The 25,749-nt window shown below is 63.4% G+C and carries 27 protein-coding genes; 19 read left to right on the top strand and 8 right to left on the bottom strand.

Annotated elements, in window-relative coordinates; genetic code table 11:
* Positions 1–3 precede the first annotated feature (3 nt).
* Positions 4–693, top strand: a complete 690-nt coding sequence (gene radC / locus V0U35_RS09235; protein WP_330196413.1) for a RadC family protein — start codon at positions 4–6, stop codon at positions 691–693.
* A gap of 208 nt (positions 694–901) precedes the next feature.
* Entirely contained in the window at positions 902–2,122 is a 1,221-nt protein-coding gene (locus V0U35_RS09240) for a threonine synthase (RefSeq protein ID WP_330196414.1), read from the top strand.
* An 86-nt stretch (positions 2,123–2,208) separates the two neighbouring features.
* Here the strand turns inward: V0U35_RS09240 and V0U35_RS09245 are convergent, their stop codons facing one another.
* Positions 2,209–2,895 carry a hypothetical protein gene (locus V0U35_RS09245; protein WP_330196415.1) on the bottom strand — a complete coding sequence of 229 codons (687 nt, stop codon included), beginning with the start codon at positions 2,893–2,895 and terminating at the stop codon, positions 2,209–2,211.
* Between the two features lie 482 nt (positions 2,896–3,377).
* Between V0U35_RS09245 and purB the strand changes: the two genes are divergently transcribed.
* The 6 genes from purB (at position 3,378) to V0U35_RS09275 (ending at position 9,281) form a co-directional block, all read left to right on the top strand.
* A complete protein-coding gene (gene purB, locus V0U35_RS09250; RefSeq protein WP_330196416.1) occupies positions 3,378–4,679 on the top strand; it encodes an adenylosuccinate lyase in 1,302 nt (433 codons plus the stop codon).
* 156 nt (positions 4,680–4,835) lie between these two features.
* Positions 4,836–6,653 (top strand): L,D-transpeptidase family protein, encoded by a 1,818-nt coding sequence (locus V0U35_RS09255; RefSeq protein WP_330196417.1) that lies wholly within the window; start codon positions 4,836–4,838, stop codon positions 6,651–6,653.
* 21 nt (positions 6,654–6,674) lie between these two features.
* Positions 6,675–7,694 (top strand): D-Ala-D-Ala carboxypeptidase family metallohydrolase, encoded by a 1,020-nt coding sequence (locus tag V0U35_RS09260; protein ID WP_330196418.1) that lies wholly within the window; start codon positions 6,675–6,677, stop codon positions 7,692–7,694.
* A 71-nt stretch (positions 7,695–7,765) separates the two neighbouring features.
* The gene (locus V0U35_RS09265) at positions 7,766–8,326 is read left to right on the top strand and encodes a pyridoxamine 5'-phosphate oxidase family protein (RefSeq protein WP_330196419.1); all 561 of its coding nucleotides are present in this window, start codon (positions 7,766–7,768) and stop codon (positions 8,324–8,326) included.
* Positions 8,323–8,769: a Cif family virulence factor gene (locus tag V0U35_RS09270; RefSeq protein WP_330196420.1), complete on the top strand. Its 447-nt coding sequence runs from the start codon at positions 8,323–8,325 to the stop codon at positions 8,767–8,769. The genes V0U35_RS09265 and V0U35_RS09270 overlap by 4 nt, the downstream gene beginning before the upstream one ends.
* Positions 8,770–8,792: 23 nt before the next feature.
* Positions 8,793–9,281, top strand: a complete 489-nt coding sequence (locus V0U35_RS09275) for an MgtC/SapB family protein (RefSeq protein ID WP_330196421.1) — start codon at positions 8,793–8,795, stop codon at positions 9,279–9,281.
* 1 nt (position 9,282) lies between these two features.
* Here V0U35_RS09275 and V0U35_RS09280 read toward each other — a convergent pair whose 3' ends face one another.
* Positions 9,283–9,606: a DUF1476 domain-containing protein gene (locus tag V0U35_RS09280; protein WP_330196422.1), complete on the bottom strand. Its 324-nt coding sequence runs from the start codon at positions 9,604–9,606 to the stop codon at positions 9,283–9,285.
* A gap of 195 nt (positions 9,607–9,801) precedes the next feature.
* Here V0U35_RS09280 and purC point away from each other — a divergent pair, with 195 nt between their 5' ends.
* From purC to purL, 5 genes are all read left to right on the top strand, one after another.
* The gene (gene purC, locus V0U35_RS09285) at positions 9,802–10,560 is read left to right on the top strand and encodes a phosphoribosylaminoimidazolesuccinocarboxamide synthase (protein WP_330196423.1); all 759 of its coding nucleotides are present in this window, start codon (positions 9,802–9,804) and stop codon (positions 10,558–10,560) included.
* 59 nt (positions 10,561–10,619) lie between these two features.
* Positions 10,620–11,456 (top strand): TolB family protein, encoded by an 837-nt coding sequence (locus V0U35_RS09290; RefSeq protein WP_330196424.1) that lies wholly within the window; start codon positions 10,620–10,622, stop codon positions 11,454–11,456.
* A 129-nt stretch (positions 11,457–11,585) separates the two neighbouring features.
* On the top strand, positions 11,586–11,825 hold the full coding sequence (gene purS / locus V0U35_RS09295; RefSeq protein WP_330196426.1) for a phosphoribosylformylglycinamidine synthase subunit PurS: 240 nt from the start codon (positions 11,586–11,588) through the stop codon (positions 11,823–11,825).
* A 4-nt stretch (positions 11,826–11,829) separates the two neighbouring features.
* Positions 11,830–12,492: a phosphoribosylformylglycinamidine synthase subunit PurQ gene (gene purQ, locus V0U35_RS09300; protein ID WP_330196427.1), complete on the top strand. Its 663-nt coding sequence runs from the start codon at positions 11,830–11,832 to the stop codon at positions 12,490–12,492.
* A gap of 1 nt (position 12,493) precedes the next feature.
* A complete protein-coding gene (gene purL, locus V0U35_RS09305) occupies positions 12,494–14,698 on the top strand; it encodes a phosphoribosylformylglycinamidine synthase subunit PurL (protein WP_330196428.1) in 2,205 nt (734 codons plus the stop codon).
* Between the two features lie 191 nt (positions 14,699–14,889).
* Here purL and V0U35_RS09310 read toward each other — a convergent pair whose 3' ends face one another.
* Entirely contained in the window at positions 14,890–15,927 is a 1,038-nt protein-coding gene (locus tag V0U35_RS09310; RefSeq protein ID WP_330196429.1) for a M20/M25/M40 family metallo-hydrolase, read from the bottom strand.
* A gap of 86 nt (positions 15,928–16,013) precedes the next feature.
* Between V0U35_RS09310 and V0U35_RS09315 the strand changes: the two genes are divergently transcribed.
* The 3 genes from V0U35_RS09315 to grxD are packed head-to-tail and all read left to right on the top strand — an operon-like array spanning position 16,014 to position 17,460.
* The gene (locus V0U35_RS09315; protein WP_330196430.1) at positions 16,014–16,244 is read left to right on the top strand and encodes a BolA family protein; all 231 of its coding nucleotides are present in this window, start codon (positions 16,014–16,016) and stop codon (positions 16,242–16,244) included.
* Positions 16,241–17,086 (top strand): aldo/keto reductase, encoded by an 846-nt coding sequence (locus V0U35_RS09320; protein ID WP_330196431.1) that lies wholly within the window; start codon positions 16,241–16,243, stop codon positions 17,084–17,086. The genes V0U35_RS09315 and V0U35_RS09320 overlap by 4 nt, the downstream gene beginning before the upstream one ends.
* 38 nt (positions 17,087–17,124) lie before the next feature.
* Positions 17,125–17,460 (top strand): Grx4 family monothiol glutaredoxin, encoded by a 336-nt coding sequence (grxD, locus tag V0U35_RS09325; protein WP_330196432.1) that lies wholly within the window; start codon positions 17,125–17,127, stop codon positions 17,458–17,460.
* Here grxD and V0U35_RS09330 read toward each other — a convergent pair.
* Both V0U35_RS09330 and rpsD read right to left on the bottom strand, forming a co-directional pair.
* On the bottom strand, positions 17,457–17,828 hold the full coding sequence (locus tag V0U35_RS09330; RefSeq protein WP_330196433.1) for a hypothetical protein: 372 nt from the start codon (positions 17,826–17,828) through the stop codon (positions 17,457–17,459). The two genes, grxD and V0U35_RS09330, sit on opposite strands and share 4 nt — an antisense overlap.
* A gap of 143 nt (positions 17,829–17,971) precedes the next feature.
* Entirely contained in the window at positions 17,972–18,589 is a 618-nt protein-coding gene (gene rpsD / locus V0U35_RS09335; RefSeq protein ID WP_330196434.1) for a 30S ribosomal protein S4, read from the bottom strand.
* A 199-nt stretch (positions 18,590–18,788) separates the two neighbouring features.
* Between rpsD and V0U35_RS09340 the strand changes: the two genes are divergently transcribed.
* Complete coding sequence (locus tag V0U35_RS09340; protein WP_330196435.1) at positions 18,789–19,892, top strand: serine hydrolase domain-containing protein; 1,104 nt, start codon at positions 18,789–18,791, stop codon at positions 19,890–19,892.
* 17 nt (positions 19,893–19,909) lie between these two features.
* Here the strand turns inward: V0U35_RS09340 and V0U35_RS09345 are convergent, their stop codons facing one another.
* Both V0U35_RS09345 and V0U35_RS09350 read right to left on the bottom strand, forming a co-directional pair.
* Positions 19,910–20,647: an RNA methyltransferase gene (locus V0U35_RS09345; protein WP_330196436.1), complete on the bottom strand. Its 738-nt coding sequence runs from the start codon at positions 20,645–20,647 to the stop codon at positions 19,910–19,912.
* Positions 20,644–22,092 carry a hypothetical protein gene (locus tag V0U35_RS09350; RefSeq protein WP_330196437.1) on the bottom strand — a complete coding sequence of 483 codons (1,449 nt, stop codon included), beginning with the start codon at positions 22,090–22,092 and terminating at the stop codon, positions 20,644–20,646. The genes V0U35_RS09345 and V0U35_RS09350 overlap by 4 nt, the downstream gene beginning before the upstream one ends.
* A gap of 103 nt (positions 22,093–22,195) precedes the next feature.
* On the opposite strand from V0U35_RS09350, the gene V0U35_RS09355 reads away from it, so the two are divergent.
* Together V0U35_RS09355 and V0U35_RS09360 are read left to right on the top strand one after the other, a co-directional pair.
* On the top strand, positions 22,196–23,413 hold the full coding sequence (locus tag V0U35_RS09355) for an NADP-dependent isocitrate dehydrogenase (protein ID WP_330196438.1): 1,218 nt from the start codon (positions 22,196–22,198) through the stop codon (positions 23,411–23,413).
* A 26-nt stretch (positions 23,414–23,439) separates the two neighbouring features.
* On the top strand, positions 23,440–23,955 hold the full coding sequence (locus V0U35_RS09360; RefSeq protein WP_330196439.1) for a hypothetical protein: 516 nt from the start codon (positions 23,440–23,442) through the stop codon (positions 23,953–23,955).
* 39 nt (positions 23,956–23,994) lie between these two features.
* Here the strand turns inward: V0U35_RS09360 and V0U35_RS09365 are convergent, their stop codons facing one another.
* Positions 23,995–25,728: a cation:proton antiporter domain-containing protein gene (locus tag V0U35_RS09365; protein ID WP_330196440.1), complete on the bottom strand. Its 1,734-nt coding sequence runs from the start codon at positions 25,726–25,728 to the stop codon at positions 23,995–23,997.
* Positions 25,729–25,749 lie beyond the last annotated feature (21 nt).

Below are 25,749 nucleotides of genomic sequence, written 5' to 3' on the forward strand. Positions count from 1 at the left end.
GGCATGGCGGGCGCGGACGGAACTCCCCATCATGCCGGTCACCGTGACCGACTGCGGGCTCGCTTCACCAGCGCGGGCGGGGATGCCCTCGCTGACTACGAGCTGCTCGAACTCTTCCTGTTCAACGCGATCCCGCGCCGCGACGTCAAACCGCTCGCCAAGGAACTGATCGCCGCCTTCGGTGATCTTGGCGGCGTGGCGGCGGCCCCGATCGAGCGCCTCACCGAAATCAAGGGCGTTTCGGCGCGTGTCGCGGCCGATCTGAAACTCCTGCAGGCGATCTCGGCGCGCATGGCCCGCGAAGGCGTCATCGACAAGCCGGTGGTCTCGTCCTGGTCGGCGCTCGTCAATTACTGCCGCACCGCGCTCCAGCATGAGCGTACAGAACAATTCCGCGTCCTCTTTCTCGACAAGAAGAACCGCCTCATCGCCGACGAAATCATGAGCCGCGGCACGGTCGATCACGCCCCGGTCTTCCCGCGCGAAGTGGTCAAACGCGCCCTCGCCCACGAGGCCAGCGCCATTATCCTCGTTCACAACCATCCCTCTGGCGATCCGACCCCCAGCCATTCCGACGTGGTGATGACCAAGAAGATGGCCGAGGCCGCCCAGCCCTTCGACATCGTCCTGCACGACCACCTGGTGATCGGTCGCGAAACCACGGCCAGCTTCAAACAGCTGGGGCTTATTTAGGGGTTCTCCCCCTCTCCCCTTGAGATAGGGGAGAGGGCCGGGGTGAGGGGTTGGTGACAGGCTGGCGCCTTGTTCTGCTGGACCCCCTCACCTCAATCCTCTCTCCCAAGGGGGAGAGGAGGAAACTGCACCCCTTGTCCCCTCGCCTCTCGCGATGACAAGATCACCGCACGCCGGTAGGTCCCGGCACGGGCGGCCGGGACAGGCGATGAGTTTCGCGAATTTCTTCACCCATCTCGAATGCTCGGCGAATGGTGAGCGCTATTCGAAGGATCAGCCGCACAACCTTTCCGACGCCGGTAAGCCGCTGCTGGCGCGCTATGACCTGGAGAAGGCGAAGCCGCTGCTCGACCGCGGCGAAATCTGGTCGCGCGAGGGCGGGTTCTGGAAATGGCGCGAGCTGTTACCCGTCGCGCGCGACGCGGACGTCGTCGCGCTGGGAGAAGTCGACACGCCGCTGATCGACGTACCCGCGACCATGCGTGCCTGCGGAGGCACGGGCCGCCTGATCGTCAAGGACGAGGGCCGCCTGCCCACGGGGAGCTTCAAGGCGCGCGGCCTGGCACTCGCCGTGGCGATGGCGAAGTCCTATGGCCTGTCACGCCTCGCCATGCCGACGAATGGCAATGCCGGTGCAGCGCTGTCGGCCTATGCCAGCCGCGCTGGCATGGAAAGCTGGAGCTTCGCGCCGGAGGACACGCCGGAAGTCAATTTGCGCGAGATCGCCCTGCATGGCGGGCATGTCACCCAAGTCAACGGTTTCATCCATCATTGCGGTGCGCTGGTCGCGGCGGGCAAGGACGCGATGGGCTGGTTTGATGTCTCGACGCTGAAAGAGCCCTACCGGATCGAGGGCAAGAAGACGATGGGGCTGGAGCTGTGCGCCCAGATGGGCTGGTCACTGCCCGATGCCATCCTCTATCCCACCGGCGGCGGCACCGGCCTAATCGGCATGTGGAAGGCTTTCGACGAGATGGAAGCGCTCGGCTGGATCGGTCCTGAACGCCCGAAAATGATCGCGGTTCAGGCGGCCGGCTGCGCGCCCATCGTCAAGGCGTATGAGGCCGGCGAAACCCACGCCGAGGAGTGTCTGGACCCGCACACGAAGGCGATGGGCATCCGCGTGCCCAAGGCCATCGGCGACTTCCTGATTCTCGATGCGGTGCGCCGGAACGGCGGCTTTGCCATTGCGGTTGATGAAAACGCCATTGAAGACGCCCGCACGCTCTGCGGCCGTGAAGACGGCCTCCTCCTCTGCCCGGAAGGCGCGGCGACGCTCGCCGCTTACAGGCAGGCGGTGGCGGACAGACGGTTGGAGTCCGACGCGACGGCCATGTTGTTCAACTGCGGCAATGGCCTCAAATACCCTATGCCGGACCGCGCGAAAACGCTGGATCGGCATGAAGAGGTGGATTGGGGAAAATATTAGAATTGCGCGTGTCTTCAAACTCGATGGCTTGATGACATCAGACGGCCCATTTCACACTTACGAGACAGAACAGCACATATATTGCATTAGTCCAATTCTACTTCATTCGCGGCTAGTGCATCATTGTATGAACGCTGCAAAATAAGAGTTCGAGTATCGCCTTGCTTTTGCACCACTACCAACATCCCACTAAAGTCTTCCAGCGCGGGTACCCAAACTAGGCCGGTGATATTGCCGCCGGGGGGAAGAGACCCCATTGCCAGCGATCTGCGACGAAAGGCTTCTGTGACCCGTTCTTGCCGATCCATGCGGCTAAGCCAACGATATGCTCCAATTCCTCCTGCTATCAACGTTGCTGGCGGGAACACAAATGCGCCAACAATCATGCCGCCAGCAGAAAGCGTCGCTCCCTCCACCACCATCCGCGCGGTACTGGGCTGGTCCAGTAATTCCAACCCTGAACTTGCAACCTGCAGTATGGCACCGGTCCCTAATTGCTGGCGAACTTCTGTGACGTGAATCGTGCTATCTGAATTGTTGGACACCCGAAGTGTGACTTGTATCCAGTTCGGGTCACCCGGAATAAACCCTTCGTCGTCATAAAGTGTTACTGCCAAGACTTCTGACAGGACACCTGCATCCTCTGCAGACTGAAACTCGAAGGACTGGTTCTCAAAATTGACCGTTGGTTGATTGCCAAACGAGGTCATCCCCGACATCGCGCAACCCGTTGCAAACATGACAATAAATGCGGATACAATTGCTTTCTTCATAAATCTCCCCAACGTAAATCTAATATAAGGATAAGAATTAAATGTGGTGAGTCAACATGGACGCAATTCATTGAATTATTTAAAGACCTACCGGTCACGGCAAGCACTCGCATTGCGGCGACTTGGTATCAAAACCGTACGGATTGCGGCCAGTAGGCCACTGCCACCAACCAGCCAACTCCGACAACGGGTTGAAATGACGCGACGGCCATGATGTTCAACTGCGGCAATGGCCTCAAATATCCGATGCCTGATCGCGCCAAGACGCTGAACCGGCATGAAGAGGTGGATTGGGGAGCTCTCTGACCCCCTCACCCGGCCCTGACGGGCCACCCTCTCCCTCGAGGGAGAGGGTTGGAACGCGCGGACCTGTTTCCCTCTCCCTGCAGGGAGAGGGTCAGGGTGAGGGGTCTTCCTCTTGACCAAAGCCCCTGCCCGGCCCATCACGCCGCCCATCCGCGACGCGCAATGACGAGGCTGCCATGATCCCCCGCTATACCCGTCCCGAAATGGCGGCCATCTGGTCGGACGCCAACAAGTACCGGATCTGGTATCTGATCGAGGCGCACGCGACCGAGAAGCTCGCCGAGCTGGGCGTTGTCCCGGCCAGCGCGGCCGAGGCCGTGTGGAAAGCCAAAGACTCCGAATTCTCGGTCGCGCGGATCGACGAGATCGAGGCCGAGGTCAAACACGACGTCATCGCCTTTCTGACGCATCTGGCTGAATTCATCGGGCCGGACAGCCGTTTCGTCCATCAGGGGCTGACGAGTTCCGACGTGCTCGATACCTGTTTGGCGGTTCAACTGCGCGACAGCGCCGACCTCTTGCTCGCCGGACTCGACCGGGTGCTCGCCGCGCTGAAAACCCGCGCCGAGGAACACAAATACACGGTCTGCATCGGGCGCAGCCACGGCATCCACGCCGAGCCGACGACGATGGGGCTGAAATTCGCGCGCTTTTATGCCGAGTTCGCCCGCAACCGCGAGCGCCTGGTGCGCGCCCGCGAGGAAATCGCGACCTGCGCCATTTCCGGCGCGGTCGGCACTTTCGCCAATATCGATCCGCGCGTCGAAGCCCATGTCGCCGAGCAGATGGGTCTGTCGGTCGAACCCGTCTCGACCCAGGTCATCCCCCGCGACCGCCACGCCAACTATTTTGCCGTGCTGGGCCTCATCGCCTCGGCGATCGAGAATCTCGCCATCGAGGTCCGTCACCTCCAGCGTTCGGAAGTCCGTGAGGCGCAGGAATATTTCTCGAAGGGCCAGAAGGGCTCGTCGGCCATGCCGCACAAGCGCAACCCGATCCTGACTGAAAACCTGACCGGTCAGGCGCGCCTCGTGCGTTCAGCCGTCACCCCGGCGATGGAGAATGTCGCCCTCTGGCACGAGCGGGACATCTCCCACTCCTCGGTGGAACGCGGGATCGGACCGGACGCCAACGTCCATCTCGATTTCGCCCTGCACCGCACCGCCGGCATGATCGAAAAGCTGATCGTCCATGCCGACCGCTGCCGGGAAAATCTCGAGGCCTATGGCGGTATCCACAATTCCCAGCGCATCCTGCTGGCGCTGACCCAGGCCGGAGCCTCTCGGGAGGACTCCTACCGGCTGGTTCAGCGCAATGGGATGAAGACCTGGGATGAGGGCGGAAAGCTGGTCGACCACTTAAAGGCCGACGACGAGGTCACGACGCTGCTCTCGACCGAGCAGATCGATGCGTGTTTCGACGAGGCCTATCACCTCAAGCATGTCGATACGATTTTCGCGCGCGTGTTCGCGAACTAAAGACACACAAGCGCATAATCCAGACCCAACAAACGCCTGAAATCTGCTTTGGTTCCATTCACTTGCTGCATTTTTTCACTGCAGTGAGTTGGAACAACCCGCCGGGTTTCCGGCGTTCCTTTGTCAAAGTGTTGAACACGGGACAAAGGTGCCGACATGCTGTTTTCCAAGTCGATTCTGATCGCAACCAGCGCCGCAGCCGCGCTCGTGGCGGGCACGACCGCGATGACCACCCAATCGAACTCCGCGACGCCCGCCCCCTTCTTCAGCGAGGCCGGCATTGCCGTCTCGCAAGCCGATATTGTCGGCGAACAGGCTGGCCCGAGCGGTGTCATCCCGGCGGGCAGTGTCTCGGCCCTGATCGAAACCGGGTTGATGGAAGCCGCCCCCTCGCCCGACACCGTCGAAGCAGCAGAAAGCCAGCCCTCCCCGCTTCTCGAGGCGTATGCCACCCGCATTTTTGATCCGATCTGGTCGCGGTCCGGTGCCCGGGACCTGCAGGTGTTTTTGCGTGACGCGGAACGGCGCGGCATCGCCGTTGATCCGGCGCTGATGGACCGCGTCGACCTGGCGGTGAATGCCCTTGCCAGCCGCAATCCGGCTGAACGCGCCGAAGCGGACATATTGTTGTCCCGGGTTTTCATTGCCGCGGCGGATCACATGCGTAACGGCCCGCTCAACGATGTTCCGGAACTGACTGCCCAGATTGAAGCGGTCGACCCTGAACCGCTGCATCGCCAGCTCGCTTTCGCGGGTGAAGGCCGTTTTGACTATCGCGACCTTGACCCGGCCCATCCCGAATATACGGCCCTGCTGGAGGCACGAGAAATCTACGTGCGGCACGTTGAACAGGGCGGGTTTACGCCCGTTCCGGACATCGAAGGCGCGCTGGAGCTCGGCGACGAACACGCGGTGCTGGAAACCGTGCGCCAGCGCTTGCGGGAAGAAGGCTTCGCACCCGAGCCGAGCCGGCTCATGCTGTTTGCAGAGAACGCCCCATCCCACATGAAGGAAAGCGAGACGCCGGAAGATGACGCCGAGGACGCGGTTCCGGCCAGCCACCGCTTTGATGCCGCGCTGGAAGCGGCGCTCATCGACTTCCAGGAACATAACGGGCTGGAGACGGACGGCGTGCTGGGGCCGAATACGATCGCCGCACTGAATGTCACCGCCGAGGAGAAGCTGGCGCGGATTGACGCCAATCTGGAGCGCTGGCGCTGGGCACCGCGCGACTTTGGCGACACCCATGTCCGCGTGAACATCCCGGCCTTCCGGGTCGACGGCTATGAAAATGCCCGCGCGACAATCTCGATGCGGTCGATTGTCGGTATGCGCAGCCGCCAGACGCCGATCTTCTCGGACTCCATCGAGCACATCGTGGCCAATCCACGCTGGTATGTCCCGGAAAGCATCCTGCAGCGCGACAAGCTGGACGACATTCGCAGCAATCCCGATTTTCTGGCCAATGGCGGCTATTACGTCCTCGACCGCCAGACCGGCGAGCGCGTCGATGGAAGCCTCATTGACTGGAACGCGGAAGGCGTAGCGGACCAATACCGCCTGGTGCAGAACCCGAGCGCCCGCAATGCGCTGGGACCGGTGAAAATCATGTTCCCCAACCGGCACTCGGTCTATCTGCACGGCACGCCGAGCCAGTCGCTTTTTGACCGCTCGATCCGCGCCTTCTCGTCGGGCTGTATCCGCCTGGAACATCCTGAAGACATGGCGCGCTGGGTCGCCCGGGCCGGTGGTGCGGACGCGGGCGTCACCGCGATGAACGCGGCCTGGGACACGGGCGAAGAGCTGCGTGTCGATCTGGATCGCCCCATTCCTGTCTATATTCTCTACTACACGGTTGAGATGGACGATCAGGGCGGGGTGATGTTCCACCGCGACATTTATGATCGCGACGAGGCGCTGATTACGGCCCTCGCCGAGTGGGAACTCACGCTGCCCGGTAATGGCGAAAGCTGATATCGAGCGAGACCAGACGACATGAAAGTGTTGATGACGGGGGTGGCAGCCGCCGCCCTGGCCGGGGCCGGCCTTACCTTCCTGCCTCATTTCCAGATGCTGGGCGGCGCGGCCGCCGAGGCCGCAAACGAGCCGGCATCCGATCGCGCGCTGGCCGAACCGCCTGACGGCGGCGAAGTCGCCATCGCGGCCAGTGAACCGGTGGACCTTTCCGCGACACCCCTCACGGTTTCGCTGGATGGCGAGACTGTCCCGCATCCGGTCTGGCACCATCTGGTCATGCCGGGCGAAACCATTGCCTTGGCATCCAACCTGCCGCTCAGCATTGAAATGAATGGCGAGATGCTGGCCCAGGACGCCGACATGGCCGACTGGACTGCGCCGGACACACCGGGCACCCATCGCCTCGTGATGACTGACGCTGCGGGCCGCACGGTCGAAGTCTCGGTTTTCGTTCTCGCCCCGCTGGGCGAGGAAGAAATTCTCGAAGGCTACCGGATCGGCACATATCCCGCCGATGCCCCGGAAGGCCTTATCCGCCTGACCGAGGCGGACATGGACGCGCCGGTTTCTCCCAACTTCACCATCGGCCAGTTCATCTGCAAGCAGCAGCCCGGCCACTGGCCGAAATTCCTGCTGGTTTCACCCACCATGCTCACACGCCTCGAAGCCCTGCTGGCCTCGATGCAGGCCGAGGGCCTGACCGAGGCGTCCAGCTTCTTCGTGATGAGCGGCTATCGCACGCCCTTCTACAACACGGCGATCGGGTCGGCGCGATTTTCCCGGCACATGTATGGCGATGCCGCCGACATCTATCCCGATGTCGTGGGCGGGGACGGCGTGATGGACGATCTCGACGGTGACGGACGGATTACCCGCGCCGACGCGGAATATCTCTACGACTATGCCGAAAGTCTCTACACGGCCGATCCGGCCATGCCCGAGGGCGGTATCGGGGCGTATAGCGCCAACGCTGTCCATGGTCCGTTCGTCCATATTGACGGGCGCGGCCACGCGGCGCGCTGGGGACGGAACGGCTAGGCCGGTCTTGGACACAAACCGGAACGATTTGTAACGAGCTTCGCGCGCGCCGGGACGCTAGTCTTCCGCGCATGTCCAAGCTCCACGACTCCATCGACGACCGGGTCGCGGCCTTCATTGGCGCGCAGAAGATGTTCTTTGTCGCGACCGCGCCCAGCGCCGCATCCGGTCACGTGAATGTCTCGCCGAAAGGCTATGACAGTTTCCGGATTTTGGGGTCCAACCGTGTCGCCTATGCCGACCTCGGCGGGTCCGGGATCGAGACGGTCGCCCATCTGCGCGAGAACGGGCGCATCACCTTCATGTTCTGCGCGTTTGAGGGGAAGCCAAATATTCTCCGGCTTTACGGCAGGGGCGAAGCCGTCTGTTTTGGCGATGAGGGCTTCGACGAAGCTGTCGGGGCCTTTCCCGATCTCGGGAAAGTCCGGGCCGTCATCACCGCCGACATCACCCGCATCCAGGATTCCTGCGGCTGGGGCGTGCCGTTCTACGAATTTGCCGGCGAGCGCGACCAGCTTCTGCGGACCAACGCCCACCGGTCAGATGAAGAGTGGCGGGAACGCCGCTATGCCAGCAACGCCCAATCCATTGATGGCCTTCCCGGCCTTGTCCGTCCGGAGACTTCCGAATGAGCGACGAAGACCTGATCCGCGACGTGCTCGCCCGCATGTATGCGATGATCTCGGGTCCCGCAGGACCACGCGACTGGTCAACCCAGCAAGACGTCTTTCACCCCGAAGCGCGCCAGATCCGCACGACAATTGACGAAAACGGGCATCCGCGAATGACGATCATGTCGCCGGAGGAGTACCGGGACAATACGCGCGACTTCTTTGCCAACAATGATTTCTTCGAGATCGCGCTGGGCTGCGAGATCCGGATATTCGGCAATATCGCCCATGCCTGGAGCGCCTATGAAGCGCGCAGCAATCGGAAAGACACGGCCCCGGAACGCCGGGGCATCAATTCGATCCAGCTGTTCCGCGACGAAAACGGACGCTGGCGGATCATGGCCATGATCTGGGACAATGAGCGCGAGGGGCTGGCACTGCCGGCGGAACTCTCGGAACCCTGAACGGGCCACCGCGTTGGGTGAGGATGGATGCCGTCGCTGACATCTTCTCGACGCATACGCCCTACCCCGCCGTTCTGTCCCGTCTCGCAGCGGCGGCGGTATTCGGCATGGCCATCGGCATCGACCGCGAGCTGAACCGGCACCGCGCCGGTCTGCGCACCCACATGCTGATCTGCGTGGCGGCCGCCCTCTTCACCATCATGGCCATCGAGCTGGCCTATCTGTCCACCGAAACCGGCGAAGCCGCGCAGGCCGACCTCCTGCGGATTATCGAGGCCGTAACAGCGGGTGTCGCGTTTCTTGGGGCCGGCGCGATCATCCAGGCGCGCGGGGCGGTTCACGGCATGACAACGGCTGCCGGCATGTGGCTGGCCGGGGCCATCGGCGTGGCGGCGGGTGCCGGATTCTACGGGATCGGTCTCGCGGCGACCCTGATAGGTGTACTGATCCTAACGGCCCTCGGCCTCCTCCAGAAGCGCATCGGCAAGGAGGAGTCGCAAAGCCGGGCCTAGCTTACTGGCCGGCCTGGACCTGCTGACGGGCCTCGGCCATCAACTCGTCCATCTTGCGGCGCAGCTGGTGTTCGGAGACTTCCACGCCCTCGCGGTCGAAATCGCCTTTCACCTTGCGGTAGACGTCTTCGTGACCGGCTTCCTCGAAATCGGCCTTCACCACTTCCTTGGCATAGGCTTCGGCGTCGGGACCGCTCTTGCCCATCCATTCCGCGGCCCACAGGCCGAGCAGCTTGTTGCGCCGGGCGACAGCCTTGAATTCCAGTTCCTGGTCGAGCGCATAACGCCCTTCAAAACCCTTTTCGCGATCATCCATTCCCGACATGGCGGCGTCTCCCCGTAATTCCGGCTGCGTTGAGCGCTTTCGTTAGCTTGGCCCAGCGCCTAAATCAATCGCGCAACGCGGGACCTTTCAGCCGCGTTGCGGGACTGGCGGAGCGAGTCTAGTTTCTGCCCCTGATACGCGGCCCTGCACAGCGATTCGGGCCGCGTTGCGCTTTTTCGCCCACGGAGCACGGCCATGGCCCGCCGCAAGAAAATCTACGAAGGCAAAGCCAAGATCCTGTACGAAGGCCCCGAACCGGGGACCATCGTCCAGTATTTCAAGGATGACGCGACTGCCTTCAACAACAAGAAGAAGGCGACTCTGGAGGGCAAGGGCGTCCTCAACAACCGCATCAGCGAATTCGTGATGGTCAATCTGGGCCGGATGGGTGTGCCGACGCACTTCATCCGCCGCCTCAACATGCGCGAACAGCTGTGCCGCGAAGTCGAGATCATCCCGGTCGAGGTTATCTGCCGCAATGTGGCCGCCGGGTCGATCTGCCAGCGCCTCGGCATCGAGGAGGGCGAGCCCCTGCCCCGGTCCATCGTCGAATTCTGCTACAAGAACGATGCGCTGGGTGATCCGCTGGTTGCCGAAGAACACGTCACGGCATTCAGCTGGGCGACGACGCAGGAACTCGACGACATCATCTCACTGACCCTGCGGATCAACGATTTCCTGTCGGGCATGTTTGCCGCAGTCGGTATCCGCCTGGTCGATTTCAAGCTCGAATTCGGCCGGCTCTATGAGGGCGACATGGTCCGCACGGTCCTGGCTGATGAGATCAGCCCGGACTCCTGCCGCCTGTGGGACATCGAGACCAATGAGAAGCTCGACAAGGACCGCTTCCGGCGCGATCTCGGAAACGTGACCGAAGCCTATGCTGAAGTCGCGCGGCGTCTCGGTATCATGCGCGAAACGCAGCGCGCCGCGAACGACGAATCCGACCTCTAGGATGGTTGGCTGGAGTTGGCAGACGCGCTTCACCTGTCTGCCGCTTCGGGAGTTGCCCCATGCTTGTTCTGCCTCTGGTTCTGAGCCTGTTCGCAAGCCAGCCCGAAGCTGATCCCGTTATTGAACGGGTCGAAACCGGCATGCCCGAGGGGCGGACTTTCGCCCCGAGCGACTATCACGACGGGACGCTGAACGTCTTCACCTTCCAGCCGCCTGACAGCCTGCCCCAGCTCTGGCAGCGCCGCCGAGGCGCAGATGGCGCGTGGTCAGCCCCTGAACCCGTTCCCTTCGCCGATCCGGCGGGCGATGCCGACGCCTATTTCCAGCCGGGCACGGGCCGCCTCGTCTTCATGAGCCTGCGCGGTAACGACGCCCCCAACTGGGACATCTGGGAGGTGCACTGGGACGGCTTCGCGTGGGGCCAGCCACGCCGCATTGATGCGATCAACGGGCCGGGACCGGATATCTACCCGACTGTGGCCGCTGACGGCACCATCGCCTTCGCCACCGTCCGGGACGGGACTGGCGCCGACCGGCAGATCTGGCTGGCCCGGCCAGACGGTCCTGAGGGTTACGAGACGGCCGTCGCGCCGGGCGCGATCAACCGCGACCCGCGCGTGTCCAATCCGCTTATTTCTCCTGATGGCCGCCGGATGATCGTGTTTGAAAACCTCGATGGCGGATTTGGCGGACCGGACCTTGCCCTGTCCTGCCTCGGGGACGACGGCTGGTCCGAACCAGTCAATCTCGGCCCCGGCATCAACACGGCTGCCGCCGAATATGCGCCCGGAACCAGCGCGGACGGCCGTGTCTTCTATTTCTCCCGCGATACCGATCTCTACCGGGTCAGCGTGTCCGATTTACCGGCCATCCACGGATGTTCAGACCAGGACTGAACTGACTAGCAAGCACGGTCCGCGAGCATCCGCCCGACTGCACCCCGAATGCCCGCGTTCAATTGCGCTGGCGGCGAGTCCGCTTTATGGAGTGCTCAACATCCGAGCCCCCAATTGCGAGTTGAGCCAGTGAAAGCGCGCATCCACGTCTATCTGAAACCCGGCGTTCTGGACCCCCAGGGCGCGGCTGTTGCCGGTGCCCTGAAGAATATGGGCTTTGATGAGGTCACAGCCGCCCGTCAGGGCAAGCTGATCGAGCTCGACCTCGACGGCAGCGACACCGCCGCCGCCGAAGCCCGGGTCGACGAGATGTGCAAACGCCTCCTCGCCAATCCGGTGATCGAGAGCTACGCGGTCGAGATCGAGTAGGCCGATGAAATCCGCTGTCATCGTGTTCCCGGGTTCGAATTGTGATCGTGATGCCCACGACGCGATTGCCCGCGTCACCGGCGAAAAGCCGGCCATGGTCTGGCACCAGGAAAGCGCCCTGCCCGACGGTACCGAATTCGTCATGGTTCCGGGCGGGTTTTCCTATGGCGACTACCTGCGCTGCGGCGCGATGGCCGGCACCTCGGCGATCATCCCGGCGGTCAAGGCCCATGCCGAGCGCGGCGCGCCGGTACTGGGCGTGTGCAACGGCTTCCAGATTCTCATCGAGACGGGCCTCCTGCCCGGCGCGCTGATGCGCAACGCCGACCTGCTCTTCGTCTGTGAAAAGACGCCGCTGTCGGTGGAAAACGGCAATACGCAGTTCACCTCCGCCTATGGCGGCAAGCGCGATCTCGTCATCCCGGTCGCGCACCATGACGGCAATTACTTTGCCGACGAGGCAACGCTCGACCGGCTGGAAGGCAATGGCCAGGTCGTCTTCCGCTATGGCCGCAATCCGAACGGCTCGGCCCGCGACATCGCCGGTATCGTCAATGAGCGCGGCAATGTCATGGGCATGATGCCCCACCCCGAACGCGCGGTGGACGAATTCCACGGCGGAACGGACGGCCTGCCCGTCTTTGAAAGCCTGCTGGGGAGTGCGTGACATGACCCAGTATGCTGACGGCATCACGCCGGAAATCGCCGCCGAACACCTGCCCGCGGACGAATACGCCAAGGCGGTCGAAATTCTCGGCCGCGCGCCGAATATCGTCGAACTCGGCATCTTTTCGGTGATGTGGTCGGAGCACTGCTCCTACAAGTCGAGCCGTGTTCACTTGAAGAAATTCCCGGTAACCGGCGAGAAGGTCATCCAGGGCCCCGGCGAGAATGCCGGCGTCGTCGATATCGGTGACGGTCAGGCCTGCATCTTCAAGATGGAGAGCCACAACCACCCCTCCTTTATCGAGCCCTACCAGGGCGCGGCGACGGGCGTGGGCGGCATTCTGCGTGACGTTTTCACAATGGGCGCACGTCCCGTGGCATTGATGAATGCGCTGCGCTTCGGCTCGCCCAGCCATCCCAAGACGCGCCGCCTCGTCGCGGGCGTCGCGGCCGGCATCGGCGGCTATGGCAATTGCGTTGGCGTGCCGACGGTCGGCGGCGAGACGAATTTCCATTCCGGCTATGACGGCAACATCCTCGTCAACGCCATGGCGGTCGGGCTCGCGGATGCCGACAACATCTTCTATGCGCGCGGCGCGGAGCCGGGCCAGCCCATCGTCTATGTCGGCTCGAAAACCGGCCGCGACGGCATCCATGGCGCGACGATGGCCTCGGCTGAATTCGACGACGAGAGCGAAGAAAAACGCCCCACCGTCCAGGTCGGTGACCCCTTCACCGAGAAGAAGCTGATCGAAGCCTGTCTCGAACTCATGGCCACCGACGCCATCGCGGCGGTGCAGGACATGGGCGCGGCCGGGCTGACCTCCTCGTCGGTGGAAATGGCCGGCAAGGGCCAGGTCGGCCTCCTGATGAATCTCGACGACGTGCCGCAGCGCGAAACCGGCATGACGCCTTACGAGATGATGCTCTCGGAATCCCAGGAGCGCATGCTCTTCATTCTGAAACCCGGCAAGGAACCGGTCGCCGAGGCGATCTTTAAAAAGTGGGAACTCGACGTCGCCACGATTGGCGAGACGACCGATACCGGCCGCATGGTGCTCACCCACAAGGGCGAGACGGTCTGCGACATTCCGCTCGATCCGCTCGCCGAAGACGCGCCGATGTATGAGCGTCCGTGGACGCGCGCCGCGCGCCCGCCTGCCATCACCGGCAAGGACGTGGCTGAACCGGACGACATCGCCGAAGCCCTGCTGACCCTGATGGTCTGTCCTGATCTCGCGTCGAAACGATGGATCTGGGAACAGTATGACCGCCACGTCATGGCTGACACGGCGGCGAGCTCTGAAGACCCGAGCGATGCGGCCATCGTGCGTATCCACGGCACTAACAAGGCGCTGGCTATCACGACCGACTGCACGCCGCGCTACTGTCAGGCCTTCCCCATTGAGGGCGGGCGGCAGGCCGTGGCTGAAGCCTGGCGCAATCTGACCGCTTCCGGTGCAGACCCGATCGCGATTACCGACTGCCTCAATTTCGGCAATCCGGAACGTCCTGAAATCATGGGCCAGTTCGCCGAGTGCGTGGAAGGCATGGCCGGCGCGTGCGCCGCCCTCTCCTTCCCCGTCGTGTCGGGCAATGTCTCGCTCTACAACGAGACCAATGGCGTCGCGATCCCGCCAACCCCGGCCGTCGGAGCGGTCGGCCTGATCCCTGACCTGACGAAACGCTCCGGCTTTGGCGGCATGAGCGAAGGCGACGCGCTGGTCCTCATTGGCGACACGACCGGTCAGCTTGGAGCCTCGCTCTATCTGCGCGAAGTCGAGGGCCGCGAAGACGGTGCCCCGCCCCCTGTGGATTTCACCGCCGAAAAGCGCAATGGCGATTTCGTGCGCGGCCTCATCCGCGCCGGTGAGACCAGGGCCGTCCATGACCTCTCAGACGGCGGCCTTCTGGTCGCCACCGCCGAAATGGCGATGGGGTCGAATGTCGGCGCGACCCTGCTCGCCGATACGCCGGTTCCGCTCACCGGCTTCCTCTTCGGGGAAGACCAGGCCCGCTATCTGCTGGCTGTTGACCCCGGCAAGGCGGCCGATCTGCTCGATGCCGCCCGCGACGCCGGTGTCCCGGCCCGTCTCGTCGGTGCCGCCGGCGGTGACGCGGTCGGTGTGGAAGGCAAGTCAGCAGCGAGCCTGGCCGCCCTGCGCGAAGTCAACGAGGCCTTCCTGCCCGCGTTGATGGAGCGGTAGGGCCTCCGGCTTCCCTCTCCGCTTTCGAAAAGCGAAGAGATAACCGATCGCCCAGCGCCAACACCTGAAACCCCGGCCGAGCCGCGCCAGCGGCGCAGAGCCGGGGCCTCCATCATGGCCCACGGTCCCGGATCGGCTTCGCCGTCCGGGATTTCATGTGTCTTTGTTTTCCCCAAAGGGGAGAGGAAGAATTATTCCATTCCGGGCTTGACCATCGAACCCTCAGCGGTGGTTTCCGCTACCGGTGCGTTGGCCTGCATCTCGGCAAGGTCGGCGGCAATGGCGTCCAGCTCGTCATCGAACAGGCGTACCGCATTGAGGACCGTGCGGGCATTGGCCACGAAGAAGTCCTGGTGAACGACTTCATACTCGTCGGTCGGTTGGTGATAATGTTCATGAAAATCAACGCCGTAATAGATCCACGGAATGCCCTGATCGTGGAAGGCGGCATGGTCGGACGAATAGGTCCAGTCGCCCTGCGGGCCCCAATCCGGTGAATCATAGCCCTGGATAAGCTGCGCCGGTTCGACCGCACCCGCCCGCTCTATGCGTTCGCGCAGGAAGGGGAAATGGAAGGCTCCGGCGGCGGGAAGCTCGTTCTCGTCATTGATCGCAAGCATGTCGAGATTGATGTTGAGCGCCACACGCTCCAGAGGGATGGGGAAATCCGCAACCAGCGCCCGCGCGCCGCGCAGACCCACTTCCTCGGCATCAAGCGCGACGATGTAGATGTCATGTTCCGGTCGGTCGGCCACCAGCGCCCCGGCCACGGCAATCATCGCTGCCACGCCGGACGCATTGTCGTCCGCGCCATTGCAGATTTCACCATCGCAATTGCCCAGATGGTCGTAATGCGCGGTGATCACCATCACCGGTCCGCCCTCGCCCGTCCCCTCGATCAGACCAACGAGATTGGTGCCTTCGCGGTCCTCATCCGAATTGTTGGTCCTGTAGGTGAAATCACGCGCATAATCTTCATAGACAGGCGTCAGGCCGATTTCCGTGAAACGGTCGGTGATATAGCTCCGCGCAATGGCTGCGCCGCGTGTGCCGGTGCCGCGCCCATCCATGAAGTCAGCGGAGAGCGCTCGCAGGTCTGCGAGTGCAGCCGCGCCGTCGAGCTCGGCCTGTGTGGTGCCGGTATCCTGTGCCGCAGCCTCAAGGCTGACGCAGGCGGCGAGTGGCAGGACAAGAGCCCCGAAAACGGAAGTGGACAAGCGCGTGAACATGCGAATTTTTCCCGAGGCTGTTGAGACCGTCCCTCGCTTTCTGGTCTAAAGGGAACCCAGCGCGTTCACCAGAGGCGATTCCACCCATGCCCATGCAAGCCGACGACATTGCCAGCCTGATCCGGGAGGGTATTCCCGGTGCGAAGGTCGAGATCATTGATCTGGCCGGCGACGGCGACCATTACCGGGCCGTCGTCACGGCCGAGGCCTTTCGCGGAATGCCGCGCGTGAAACAGCACCAGCTTGTCTATGCGGCGCTTCAGGGCCGGATGGGCGGCGAGTTGCACGCCCTGGCGCTTGAAACCCGTACGCCGTGACGCCGGTGCGCACGCTGGGACGGACGGGACTGCCGGTGTCGCCGCTCGGATTCGGCGTGACGGGTCCCCACGCCTCTCCGGTCGTGCCGCGTCAAGACACCATCACCCTGATCCACCAGGCCATCGATCTGGGTCTTACCCTGTTTGATACCGGGCCGGCCTATGGCGATGGCGAAGCAGAGTCCCGCCTGGGCGAGGCGCTCGCCGGCCGCGACCGGTCGCGCTTGATCATCGCGACAAAGGCCGGCATTCCGGCGCGCGGTCAGCGTGATTTCTCTCCGGACGGAATCACCGCATCGCTCGACGCCAGCCTTTCCCGCCTGGGAACCGGCCACGCCGACATCCTGCTCCTGCACGGTCCCCACTCCAATGAATTGACCCCGGACCTGTTTGAGGCGCTCGCGCGGATAGAGTCCGCTGGAAAAGCGCGGCATATCGGCCTTTGCACGCGCGGAGACGCGACCGCAGCCGTACTGGCTCATGATCTGTTTGACGTGTTGATGGCCCCCTGTCACAGCGGCCTCAGCCAGACAGAAGCCGATATCCTGGACCGTGCCCATACCGCCGGCATTGGCGTCATCGGGATTGAAGCCATGGCCGGGGCCGGAGGGCGTTGGCGCTGGCCCCACAGCCGGGGCGACCTCTGGTATCTCGCCCGTGCCGCGCTGCAGACCGTCAAAGGCCCCGCTGCGCCACCCGCGCGTGGCAATCCGCAAGACGCCATGAGCGCTGCGCTGGCGCATCCGCATGTCGATAGTGTGTTGTCACTGACGACGCGGGGCACGCACCTGGCTGAGAATGCCAGGCGTGCCGGGCTTGACCGCACACGCGCGCCCTCCTAGCTGAAGACCAAGGCAATGCCCGTCGAAAGGACACTCCCATGACCGACACGATTCAGGACGACATCAAGGCTTTGGTGGACAGCAATGACGTGCTGCTCTTCATGAAGGGCACACCTGTTTTTCCGCAATGCGGCTTCTCGTCCGTCGTGGCCAAGGTCCTCGATCATCTCCAGGTCGAGTATGCATCGGTCAATGTCCTGGAAGACCCGGCGATCCGCGACGGTATCAAGGTCTATTCCGACTGGCCGACCATCCCCCAGCTCTATGTGAAGGGCGAATTCGTCGGGGGCTGCGACATCGTCAAGGAAATGTTCGAGGCCGGCGAGTTGCAGACCTATCTGCGCGAAAAAGGCGTTGCGCCTGCTGCGGCCTAGCCCGCCACCGGATTGACGACGCGGACCTGGCTTCCGGGCCGGACGCCGAGTTCTTCAAACCCCCACGGGATTTCCACGCCATTGGGTAACAGCGCGCGGCAGTAGTCTTCGCGCGTGCGTTCAATCGTGACGTCGTGCTCGCCGCCGCGCCGGCGGACCGTAACCGCGAAGTCGCCCTTCTGCGTGCAACCGTTGGACGCCACCCGAACGACCAGAATGTCGTTGCCCACGATACGCGCGTCGAGAATGGTTTCCAGCCGCGCCGTTTCGTCTTCCCTGTTTCCGCCCGGCACCCCCGGTATCCGCTGAACCGTCGAACAGGCCGAAAGGGCAAGAAGACCGGAAAGGCAGAGCGCGCGGATGAGCATGGGAATCGAGTCTCCTGAAAAGCGAAGGGGAATTGATCACACCGGGTGCGCCACTGGCAAGGCTGGGTTCCGGCAGTCAGGAAAAAAGGCGCGGAAATCCGGTTTCCGCGCCTTTCTTCAATGTCAGTCTGAAACCGGACCGGTCAGGACGAATAGAATTCGACGACCAGGTTGGGTTCCATGCGGACCGGATACGGCACTTCCGCGAAATCCGGGGTGCGCACATAGGTCGCCTTCATCGCCTTGGCGTCGACATCGACATAATCGATGAAGTCACGCTCCTGGCTTTCCAGTGCTTCGAGCACGAGGGCCATCTGACGCGACTTTTCGCGCACTTCGATGACGTCACCCGGCTTGCAGCGGAAGGACGCGATGTTGACCTTGCGGCCATTGACCTTGACGTGGCCGTGATTGACGAACTGGCGCGCGGCAAAGACGGTCGGCACGAATTTCGCGCGGTAGACGATGGCGTCCAGGCGGCTTTCCAGAAGACCGATCAGCTGTTCGGCGGTGTTACCGCGCAGGCGCTGGGCCTCGGCATAAATGCGGCGGAACTGCTTCTCGGTGATGTTGCCGTAATAGCCCTTCAGCTTCTGCTTCGCCATCAGTTGCAGGCCGAAGTCGGACGTCTTGCCCTTGCGGCGTTGACCGTGCTGGCCGGGACCGTAGGGACGTGAATTGATCGGGCTTTTCGGACGACCCCAGATGTTTTCGCCCATCCGGCGGTCGATTTTGTACTTTTGCGACTGGCGCTTTGACATGTCTTCTCTCTTTTGCGACGCGGCCCGGCAGGCTCCCGGATTGGATCCTGCGATTGAAACGGCGGTTCACGCATCTTCCGTCACACACCAGCCCCACGGAGGCCGGTGAAGCGCGGGTTTTAGCCACGATGGGCGATATGTCAACGGGCACAGGTGAGTGCGCCTTGCGGGCACGCACGATACGCCGTAACCAGCCTGCATGTTTATTGCCTTCGCAGCATTCGCCCTCGCCATCACATCGGCTGGCTCCGCTCAGATCGAAGCCACCCTCCAGTCCCGCATCGACGCTGCCGTCGAACAGGGGGCTGCACCCGGCATCAGCGTCGCCGTCATTCTGCCGGACGGGGATGTGGTATGCGCTGTGGCCGGCATGGCCGACACCCGCACCCGGAGCCCGGTGACCTGCGAAACGCGTTTCCTCTCGGGCAGTGTCGGCAAGTCTGTCACGGCGCTGCTGGCCGTCCAGCTGGCCCGGAACGGCATGCTGGATCTCGACGCGCCGGTCTCGAACTGGCTGTCAGACCGCCCCTGGTGGGACCGGCTCCGCAATCGGGACGCCATCACGCTGCGCATGTTGCCCAATCACTCTGCAGGCGTGCCGGACTATCTCGAAGACATTGACTACTTTCTCGCCGGATTGACGCGCGGCGATCGCGGATTCGCTCCCGATGACACGATTGCCTTTGTCGCGAATGACCGCCCCTCAGGCGAGCCGGGTGCTCATTACGCCTATTCGGACACCCACTACATCATGGCAGGGCTCGTTCTCGAGGTGGCCACGGGCCGAACTTACCACGAACTCCTCGACGAGACCGGTTTGCTCGATGAGGTCATGACCGACACCACGCCGCTCGCCGGACGCCAGTTCGACCGGCTTGCCGATGGCCACGTTCCGGGACTGTTCGGACGAAGGCGCACCGCCACGGGTCACCGCCTGCACCGCAATCTCGATCACGAATGGGCGGCAGGCGGGCTGGTCACGACACCGGCCGATCTCGCGCGATTGTTTGCCGCGCTCGGAGGTAGCGGAGCTGAAGCCGATGCCGGGCACATCATGCGCCGCGATATCAATGCCTTCAACGACGCCGGAACGAGCGGCTATGGGCTAGGCATCTTTGTCCGGCGCTATGAGACCGGCGAATACCGGCTGTCTCATGGCGGCGATTTCGGCGGCTACCGGTCTGCAGCACTCTATGACAGCGAGACGAGGATCGCCCTTGCGGTCCAGGCCAATTCAAAGGGCTTCGAAGCCCCGGACTTTGCCTACGAGCTGATCGAAGCGATTGCAGCGTCCGCTGACTGACAACGCCGGACGCGAGCCTAGTCCTCCCGGACGATCCGGGCCTTGCCGCGGCCGAGGGCGAGCGCCTTGATCGCTCCGCGGAAGGTGCGGGCCTCCTGCTCGGTAAAGCGGGCGCGGGCCAGTGCGGCGCGCAGATTGTTGACCATCAGCGGTGTCTTCTCCGGCGGGTGAAAGAACCCCGCCCGGTCGAGTTCCTCAATGAAGTGATCGTAGAGCCGTTCCATATCGGCCTTGCTCGCCGGGTCGCTTACAGGCTCGAAATCGTCGGGCGCAGGATCGCCAGCCCGCCACTCATAGGCGAGCACGCCAACCGTTTGGGCAAGATTGAGCGACGAGAAATCGCGTTCGACCGGCAGGGTAATGATCGCGTCCGCCCCCGACACCGCCTCGTTGGGCAAGCCCGACTTTTCACCTCCGAAAAGAATGCCGACTGCCTCGCCCGCCTCAGTCGCGGCGCGGGCTTCGGCCATGGCCTCGCGCGGGGTCAACACCCGCTTTTCCATCCCGCGCGGCCGGGCTGTAGTGGCGTAGATCCGCGTCAGATTGCCGATCGCATCGTCCAGCGTGTAGGTCAGCGTCGCGTTTTTCAGGACAGGAGAGCCGACCGCCACCGATTCCGCCTTCAGATTGGGCCAGCCATCGCGCGGATCGACGACCCTCAAGTCCGGCAGACCGAAATTCCCCATCACGCGCGCTGCTGCCCCGATATTTTCGCCCATCTGCGGCGTCACGAGAATGAAGGCTGGCGATGTCATTGCGGGAATTCCAGTTCGCTCAATTGCCCGGCCTCGTCGAATACAGGGTTCAGTCCCGACGCCACCATCGCGGCGCGCAGTGCCGATTCCGGATCAGCCAGACGACTACCGACCAGGGCCCGAAGCTGGTCGACCACGGCCGGGTCGGCCCCCAGCTCGATCAACGTCGCGAAATACATCTCACCAGTCGTGCCTGGTTGGTCCGTCGTGCGTCCGCCAACTGCCTCGCCAATGATGTAGATGTCGGCATCCGGCGTCGCCGCCCAGCTCATCAGGCCGATCAGGTCACCGCAGAGATAGCTGGCCTCATGGTCGCCGCGGCGCACCGCCTCGGTCAACGGACCAGCTGCCAGACTGCGCAGGCAGCCCGCATAGGACCGGCGGTATTCGGCCAGACGTCGCCCTTCCGGGAGACCGTCAAGCGTGGCCAGAACGGCATTGGCCATCGTGTTGGCACCGCCTTCGGTGATCCAGGCATGGTCAGAGGTCGAGGCATAAAGACCCGCGGCATTCTGGAACAGGTGTACGCCTTCGTGGGCGAAGAACCATTGCAGATAGGCCAGTACCTGGGGGGATGGCTCCCGCAGGGCCTGACCGCTCGACTGCAGCATCAACAGCGACCGCGTCGCCCCGCCCTTGTTGGAAAAGCCGGGATTGTCATAGCCCTCGAATGCGAAGAACACGCTGGCCCGCTGCGGCAGCTCGAACCCCCACCCCGTTTCCAGCGCGCCGAAAATCGTCGCCAGATCAGAATCGAACCGTTCCCGGATCCAGGCCGGCAATGCCCCGTCGAGTACGCCGACAAAACTCTCGCCCGTCTCGATCTCGCCGTCGCCGATATAAACGAACGCGCCGTCGCCCTGGCTGATATCGTCGGCATGACCGGTCAGCACTTCGCCATTCATCACCATGCGGTCCGGCGAGACGATCCGGACGCCCAGGACGGGCTGCTCGCCACTCCAGGCCCGGATGTCGCCATCCAGCGCGAGGACCGCATCGCGGTCCGCGACAGGCAGGATTTCGAACTGGCCGGTAAACAGCGCCACCGCGCCATCGGAAAATTGAACGTAGGGCGAATAGTCGCCCGTAATCTGACCGAACCAGGGTTCGACAACGAAGCGCGCTTCGGTGCGCGGTCCGTCGAAGAGGAGCGTGTCAAAACCACCAACCCGCTCGAGCGTCACGCCATCGTCCAGCGACGCCCAGTGTGCAGTCCGATAATCGCCGCCCGACCGGGAGAAAAAATAGCCCGTTTGCGGTTCGGCGAAGCGATAGGCGACCTCGAACCGTCCGTCATCAAGGGCAGTGACGACAGCGGTCACGCCCGTTCCGTCCAGCATCAAGCCGTCCGCCGACGCCGCGTCGTCGACAACCGCGGCCGGCGCGCCGCACGACATCAGCAGGAGCGCCGCAGCGCCGCCCGCAAACCAGGATTCAATTCGCATAAGTGTCCCCGCAGACCCGTTCCTGCACTGGCCCATTTTGACCTGTTCGCGCTTCCTGTTATAGCCCGCGCAACTCATCCTCAAATGACAAGGATTCCATCCGATGGCCAAAATCAAAGTCGATACGCCGGTTGTCGAGCTCGACGGTGACGAGATGACCCGCATCATCTGGCAGATGATCAAGGACACACTGATCCTGCCCTATCTCGATATCGACCTGAAATACTACGATCTGTCGATCCAGAAGCGTGACGAGACCGACGACAAGATCACGGTCGAGGCCGCCGAGGCCATCAAGCATTACGGCGTAGGCGTGAAGTGCGCGACGATCACGCCGGACGAGGCCCGGGTCGAGGAATTCGGCCTGAAGAAAATGTGGCGCTCGCCCAACGGCACGATCCGAAACATTCTCGGCGGTGTGGTTTTCCGCGAACCGATCGTAATCTCCAACGTCCCGCGCCTGGTGCCGGGCTGGACCAAGCCGATGGTCGTCGGCCGGCATGCCTTCGGTGACCAGTACCGCGCGACCGATTTCAAGGTTCCGGGGCCGGGCAAGCTGACCATGAAATTCGAGCCCGAAGGCGGCGGCGAGCCGATGGAATTCGAAGTCTTTGACTTCCCCGCCTCCGGTGTCGCCATGGGCATGTACAATCTCGACGAGTCGATCCGCGACTTCGCCCGCGCCAGCCTGAACTATGGCCTGCAGCGCAAGTGGCCGGTCTACCTGTCGACCAAGAACACGATCCTGAAAGCCTATGACGGCCGCTTCAAGGACCTGTTCCAGGAAGTCTATGACGCCGAATTCGCCGAAAGCTTCACCGCCGCCGGCATCTCCTACGAACACCGCCTGATCGATGACATGGTTGCCGCCGCGATGAAGTGGTCGGGCGGCTTCGTCTGGGCGTGCAAGAACTACGATGGAGATGTCCAGTCCGACACCGTTGCGCAGGGCTTCGGCTCGCTGGGCCTGATGACCTCGGTGCTGATGAGCCCCGATGGCAAGACGGTCGAAGCCGAGGCCGCGCACGGCACGGTGACGCGTCACTACCGCCAGCATCAACGCGGCGAGCAGACCTCGACCAACTCGATCGCGTCAATCTTTGCCTGGACGCAGGGCCTCCACCACCGCGGCCGCATGGACGGCAACGAGGCCGTGATGGGCTTTGCCGACAAGCTTGAAGACACGATCATCAAGACGGTCGAAGCCGGCTACATGACCAAGGACCTCGCCCTCCTCGTCGGCGATCAGCAAGGCTGGCTGACGACGGAAGGTTTCCTCGAGAAGGTTGCCGAGCGTTTCGAAACCGCCATGAAGGGCTGAGAAGGAAGGGTACGGGCAGGTCCGGAATGAACGCTTTTCTGGTTTCCGTCCTGAGCGGCCTCGTGGCTGCGATTCTGTTTGAAGCGATCCGCTCGCCGCATTTGCGGCGGCGGATCGGCTCCCTCCTCATGTCCCGCCAAGGCGAGACCGTGCCCGCACCGGCGATTTCTCCCGTCTGGCTGTCGGTCCGGATTGTCGTTACCGTCATCGGGGCCTTTGTCGGCGGCAGTTTCCTCGCCGCCATTCTGGAACAACTTGGCCATGCTCCGATCGCTCTTGGAGAGGTCGCGGGCATTCTGTTGGCCGCAATTGCCGGTCTGGGGGCCTGGAGCGCCGGCCGGACAGCGCGCCGCCTGATCCGGGTGACCGTTTCCTTCAGCATATCGCTGACGCTGATTCTCTTCGTTCTGTTGCCCGTATTGCGGCCGACCGGATGGCTGGACCCGCCGGCCGCCGCCATCGCCCTGTTATTTCTGGTCTATCTCGCACTCTGGGAAGGGCTGGGTCTCCTGCCTGCGCTGAAAGCCGGCGAACCCCGGTAAGACCTGCGCGAGCCAGTCTGGCTCAGTGACACAACAAATCTAGTCGCTCTCCAGATCCGGTTCGGCATAACTCGCCTCGCGTACCTGCGCGAGCCGGGCGCGGGCCGCATCGGGTGACAAGCCGAACTCCTGCAGTGCCCGGCCCGCAAGCTGAAGGCCGACTTCGACTGTTTCGTGGATGACGAAATCGGCACCGGCTGCGAGCAGCCGGTCTGCATGGTCCCGGTCGCGCGCCCGTGCGATGAACCGTGCGCCCGGTGCTGACTGTTTCAGCGCCTTTGCCAGTTTCTCGGCCTTTGCCGCATCATCGAGCGTGATGATCACAAGCGCCGCCTGTGCCGCATCGGCCTTGGCCAGCGTTTCGGACCGGCTGGCGTCACCATAGAAAATCTCGACCCCGCGATCCTGGCAGGCCGAGACCCGTTCCGGGTCGATATCCAGCGCCAACACATCGGCATTCTCGCTGGCCAGCAGCTCACCAATCGTGCGTCCGACCCGGCCATAACCGGCAATGATGACATGACCCTGCCGGCCGCCGGGCCGTTGTTCCGGACCGTCCACCTCATGATCGGCCGGGGCGAGCTTTCGCGCCGCATGGCTGCCCAGTCGCGCGAGCAGCGGCGTTGCCAGCATCGACAGGCCGGCAATGGCGGTGATCATCCCGCCGATACCCGGCGCCAGCACGCTGGCCGCGATCGCCGCCCCGACGACAACAAAGGCAAACTCCCCGCCCGGTCCGATCAGCCCTGCGACCTGGACGGCCCGCCCAGAGGGCAAGCCGAATCCGCGCGCTGCGGCGAAGACGATACCGCCCTTCAGTACAATAAGCCCGGCCGCCAGACCGGCAATCAGGGGCAGGTTGGGCAGCAGACCGACCGGATCGAGGCTCATCCCGACCGTCATGAAGAAGAGGCCCAGCAGCAGCCCCTTGAAGGGTTCGAGGTCGATCTCGATCTGCGGGCCATATTCCGTCTCGCCCAGCAGAAGCCCGCTGAGGAAGGCCCCGAGCGCCAGCGACAGGCCCGCCCATCCGGTCAGGCCGGCCGCGCCGATAATGGCCAGAAAGGTCAGGGCCAGCATCATGTCCCGGCCGCCGGCGGACGCCGCAAGCCGGAAGGCCCGGCGAGCGATGAACCGCCCGACCAGGAAGATCAGGCCCACCGCCAGCAGGCCGGCGACCAACGCCTCGCCCAGTGCGGCAAAAATGCGTGTCCCCTCCCCGACACCGAGGAAGGCCACGGTCATCAGGATGGGCGCGACCATCAGATCCTGGAACAGGAGGACGGAAAAAGCCGTGCGCCCGGTCGCACTCGCCGCCTGGCGGGATTCGGTCAGCAATTGCATGACGATCGCCGTCGACGACAGGGACAGCGCGAGCCCTGCCACTAGCGCCGCCGCGGGTGGCAGGCCAAGGAGCGCGGCGGCACCCGCGATGAGGGCGGCCGAGGCAATGACCTGCAGCCCGCCGAGCCCGAAGACATAGCGGCGCAGCGCCCACAATCGTTCGAACGACAACTCCAGCCCGATCAGAAACAGCAGGAAGAGCACACCGAGTTCGGCAAAGGGCTCGACCGCATGCGGATCGCCGATGGTAACAAATTCGAGGAAGGGAAGTTCGCCAGCGAACCGGCCGAGCCCGAAAGGACCGAGCGCAATTCCCGTGACCAGGAAGGCAAATACGGCGCTTTGACCCAGGGCACGGAAGACCGGTGCCGCGACACCTGCCGCGACCAGGAAGACGACAACGTCCTTCAACCAGGGCTGAGTGTCCACGCGCGGCGCTCCCGATTCTCC

Source organism: Hyphobacterium marinum (genome assembly GCF_036330325.1).
GTDB classification, from domain to species: Bacteria; Pseudomonadota; Alphaproteobacteria; order Caulobacterales; family Maricaulaceae; genus Hyphobacterium; species Hyphobacterium marinum.

What these genes read in the sequence shown, in the direction of transcription:
- radC (WP_330196413.1), top strand. Translation starts at nt 4, where the DNA reads ATGGCGGGCGCGGACGGAACTCCCCATCATGCCGGTCACCGTGACCGA.
- V0U35_RS09240 (WP_330196414.1), top strand. Translation starts at nt 902, where the DNA reads ATGAGTTTCGCGAATTTCTTCACCCATCTCGAATGCTCGGCGAATGGT.
- V0U35_RS09245 (WP_330196415.1), bottom strand. Translation starts at nt 2,895, where the DNA reads ATGAAGAAAGCAATTGTATCCGCATTTATTGTCATGTTTGCAACGGGT.
- purB (WP_330196416.1), top strand. Translation starts at nt 3,378, where the DNA reads ATGATCCCCCGCTATACCCGTCCCGAAATGGCGGCCATCTGGTCGGAC.
- V0U35_RS09255 (WP_330196417.1), top strand. Translation starts at nt 4,836, where the DNA reads ATGCTGTTTTCCAAGTCGATTCTGATCGCAACCAGCGCCGCAGCCGCG.
- V0U35_RS09260 (WP_330196418.1), top strand. Translation starts at nt 6,675, where the DNA reads ATGAAAGTGTTGATGACGGGGGTGGCAGCCGCCGCCCTGGCCGGGGCC.
- V0U35_RS09265 (WP_330196419.1), top strand. Translation starts at nt 7,766, where the DNA reads ATGTCCAAGCTCCACGACTCCATCGACGACCGGGTCGCGGCCTTCATT.
- V0U35_RS09270 (WP_330196420.1), top strand. Translation starts at nt 8,323, where the DNA reads ATGAGCGACGAAGACCTGATCCGCGACGTGCTCGCCCGCATGTATGCG.
- V0U35_RS09275 (WP_330196421.1), top strand. Translation starts at nt 8,793, where the DNA reads ATGGATGCCGTCGCTGACATCTTCTCGACGCATACGCCCTACCCCGCC.
- V0U35_RS09280 (WP_330196422.1), bottom strand. Translation starts at nt 9,606, where the DNA reads ATGTCGGGAATGGATGATCGCGAAAAGGGTTTTGAAGGGCGTTATGCG.
- purC (WP_330196423.1), top strand. Translation starts at nt 9,802, where the DNA reads ATGGCCCGCCGCAAGAAAATCTACGAAGGCAAAGCCAAGATCCTGTAC.
- V0U35_RS09290 (WP_330196424.1), top strand. Translation starts at nt 10,620, where the DNA reads ATGCTTGTTCTGCCTCTGGTTCTGAGCCTGTTCGCAAGCCAGCCCGAA.
- purQ (WP_330196427.1), top strand. Translation starts at nt 11,830, where the DNA reads ATGAAATCCGCTGTCATCGTGTTCCCGGGTTCGAATTGTGATCGTGAT.
- purL (WP_330196428.1), top strand. Translation starts at nt 12,494, where the DNA reads ATGACCCAGTATGCTGACGGCATCACGCCGGAAATCGCCGCCGAACAC.
- V0U35_RS09310 (WP_330196429.1), bottom strand. Translation starts at nt 15,927, where the DNA reads ATGTTCACGCGCTTGTCCACTTCCGTTTTCGGGGCTCTTGTCCTGCCA.
- V0U35_RS09315 (WP_330196430.1), top strand. Translation starts at nt 16,014, where the DNA reads ATGCCCATGCAAGCCGACGACATTGCCAGCCTGATCCGGGAGGGTATT.
- grxD (WP_330196432.1), top strand. Translation starts at nt 17,125, where the DNA reads ATGACCGACACGATTCAGGACGACATCAAGGCTTTGGTGGACAGCAAT.
- V0U35_RS09330 (WP_330196433.1), bottom strand. Translation starts at nt 17,828, where the DNA reads ATGCTCATCCGCGCGCTCTGCCTTTCCGGTCTTCTTGCCCTTTCGGCC.
- rpsD (WP_330196434.1), bottom strand. Translation starts at nt 18,589, where the DNA reads ATGTCAAAGCGCCAGTCGCAAAAGTACAAAATCGACCGCCGGATGGGC.
- V0U35_RS09340 (WP_330196435.1), top strand. Translation starts at nt 18,789, where the DNA reads ATGTTTATTGCCTTCGCAGCATTCGCCCTCGCCATCACATCGGCTGGC.
- V0U35_RS09345 (WP_330196436.1), bottom strand. Translation starts at nt 20,647, where the DNA reads ATGACATCGCCAGCCTTCATTCTCGTGACGCCGCAGATGGGCGAAAAT.
- V0U35_RS09350 (WP_330196437.1), bottom strand. Translation starts at nt 22,092, where the DNA reads ATGCGAATTGAATCCTGGTTTGCGGGCGGCGCTGCGGCGCTCCTGCTG.
- V0U35_RS09355 (WP_330196438.1), top strand. Translation starts at nt 22,196, where the DNA reads ATGGCCAAAATCAAAGTCGATACGCCGGTTGTCGAGCTCGACGGTGAC.
- V0U35_RS09360 (WP_330196439.1), top strand. Translation starts at nt 23,440, where the DNA reads ATGAACGCTTTTCTGGTTTCCGTCCTGAGCGGCCTCGTGGCTGCGATT.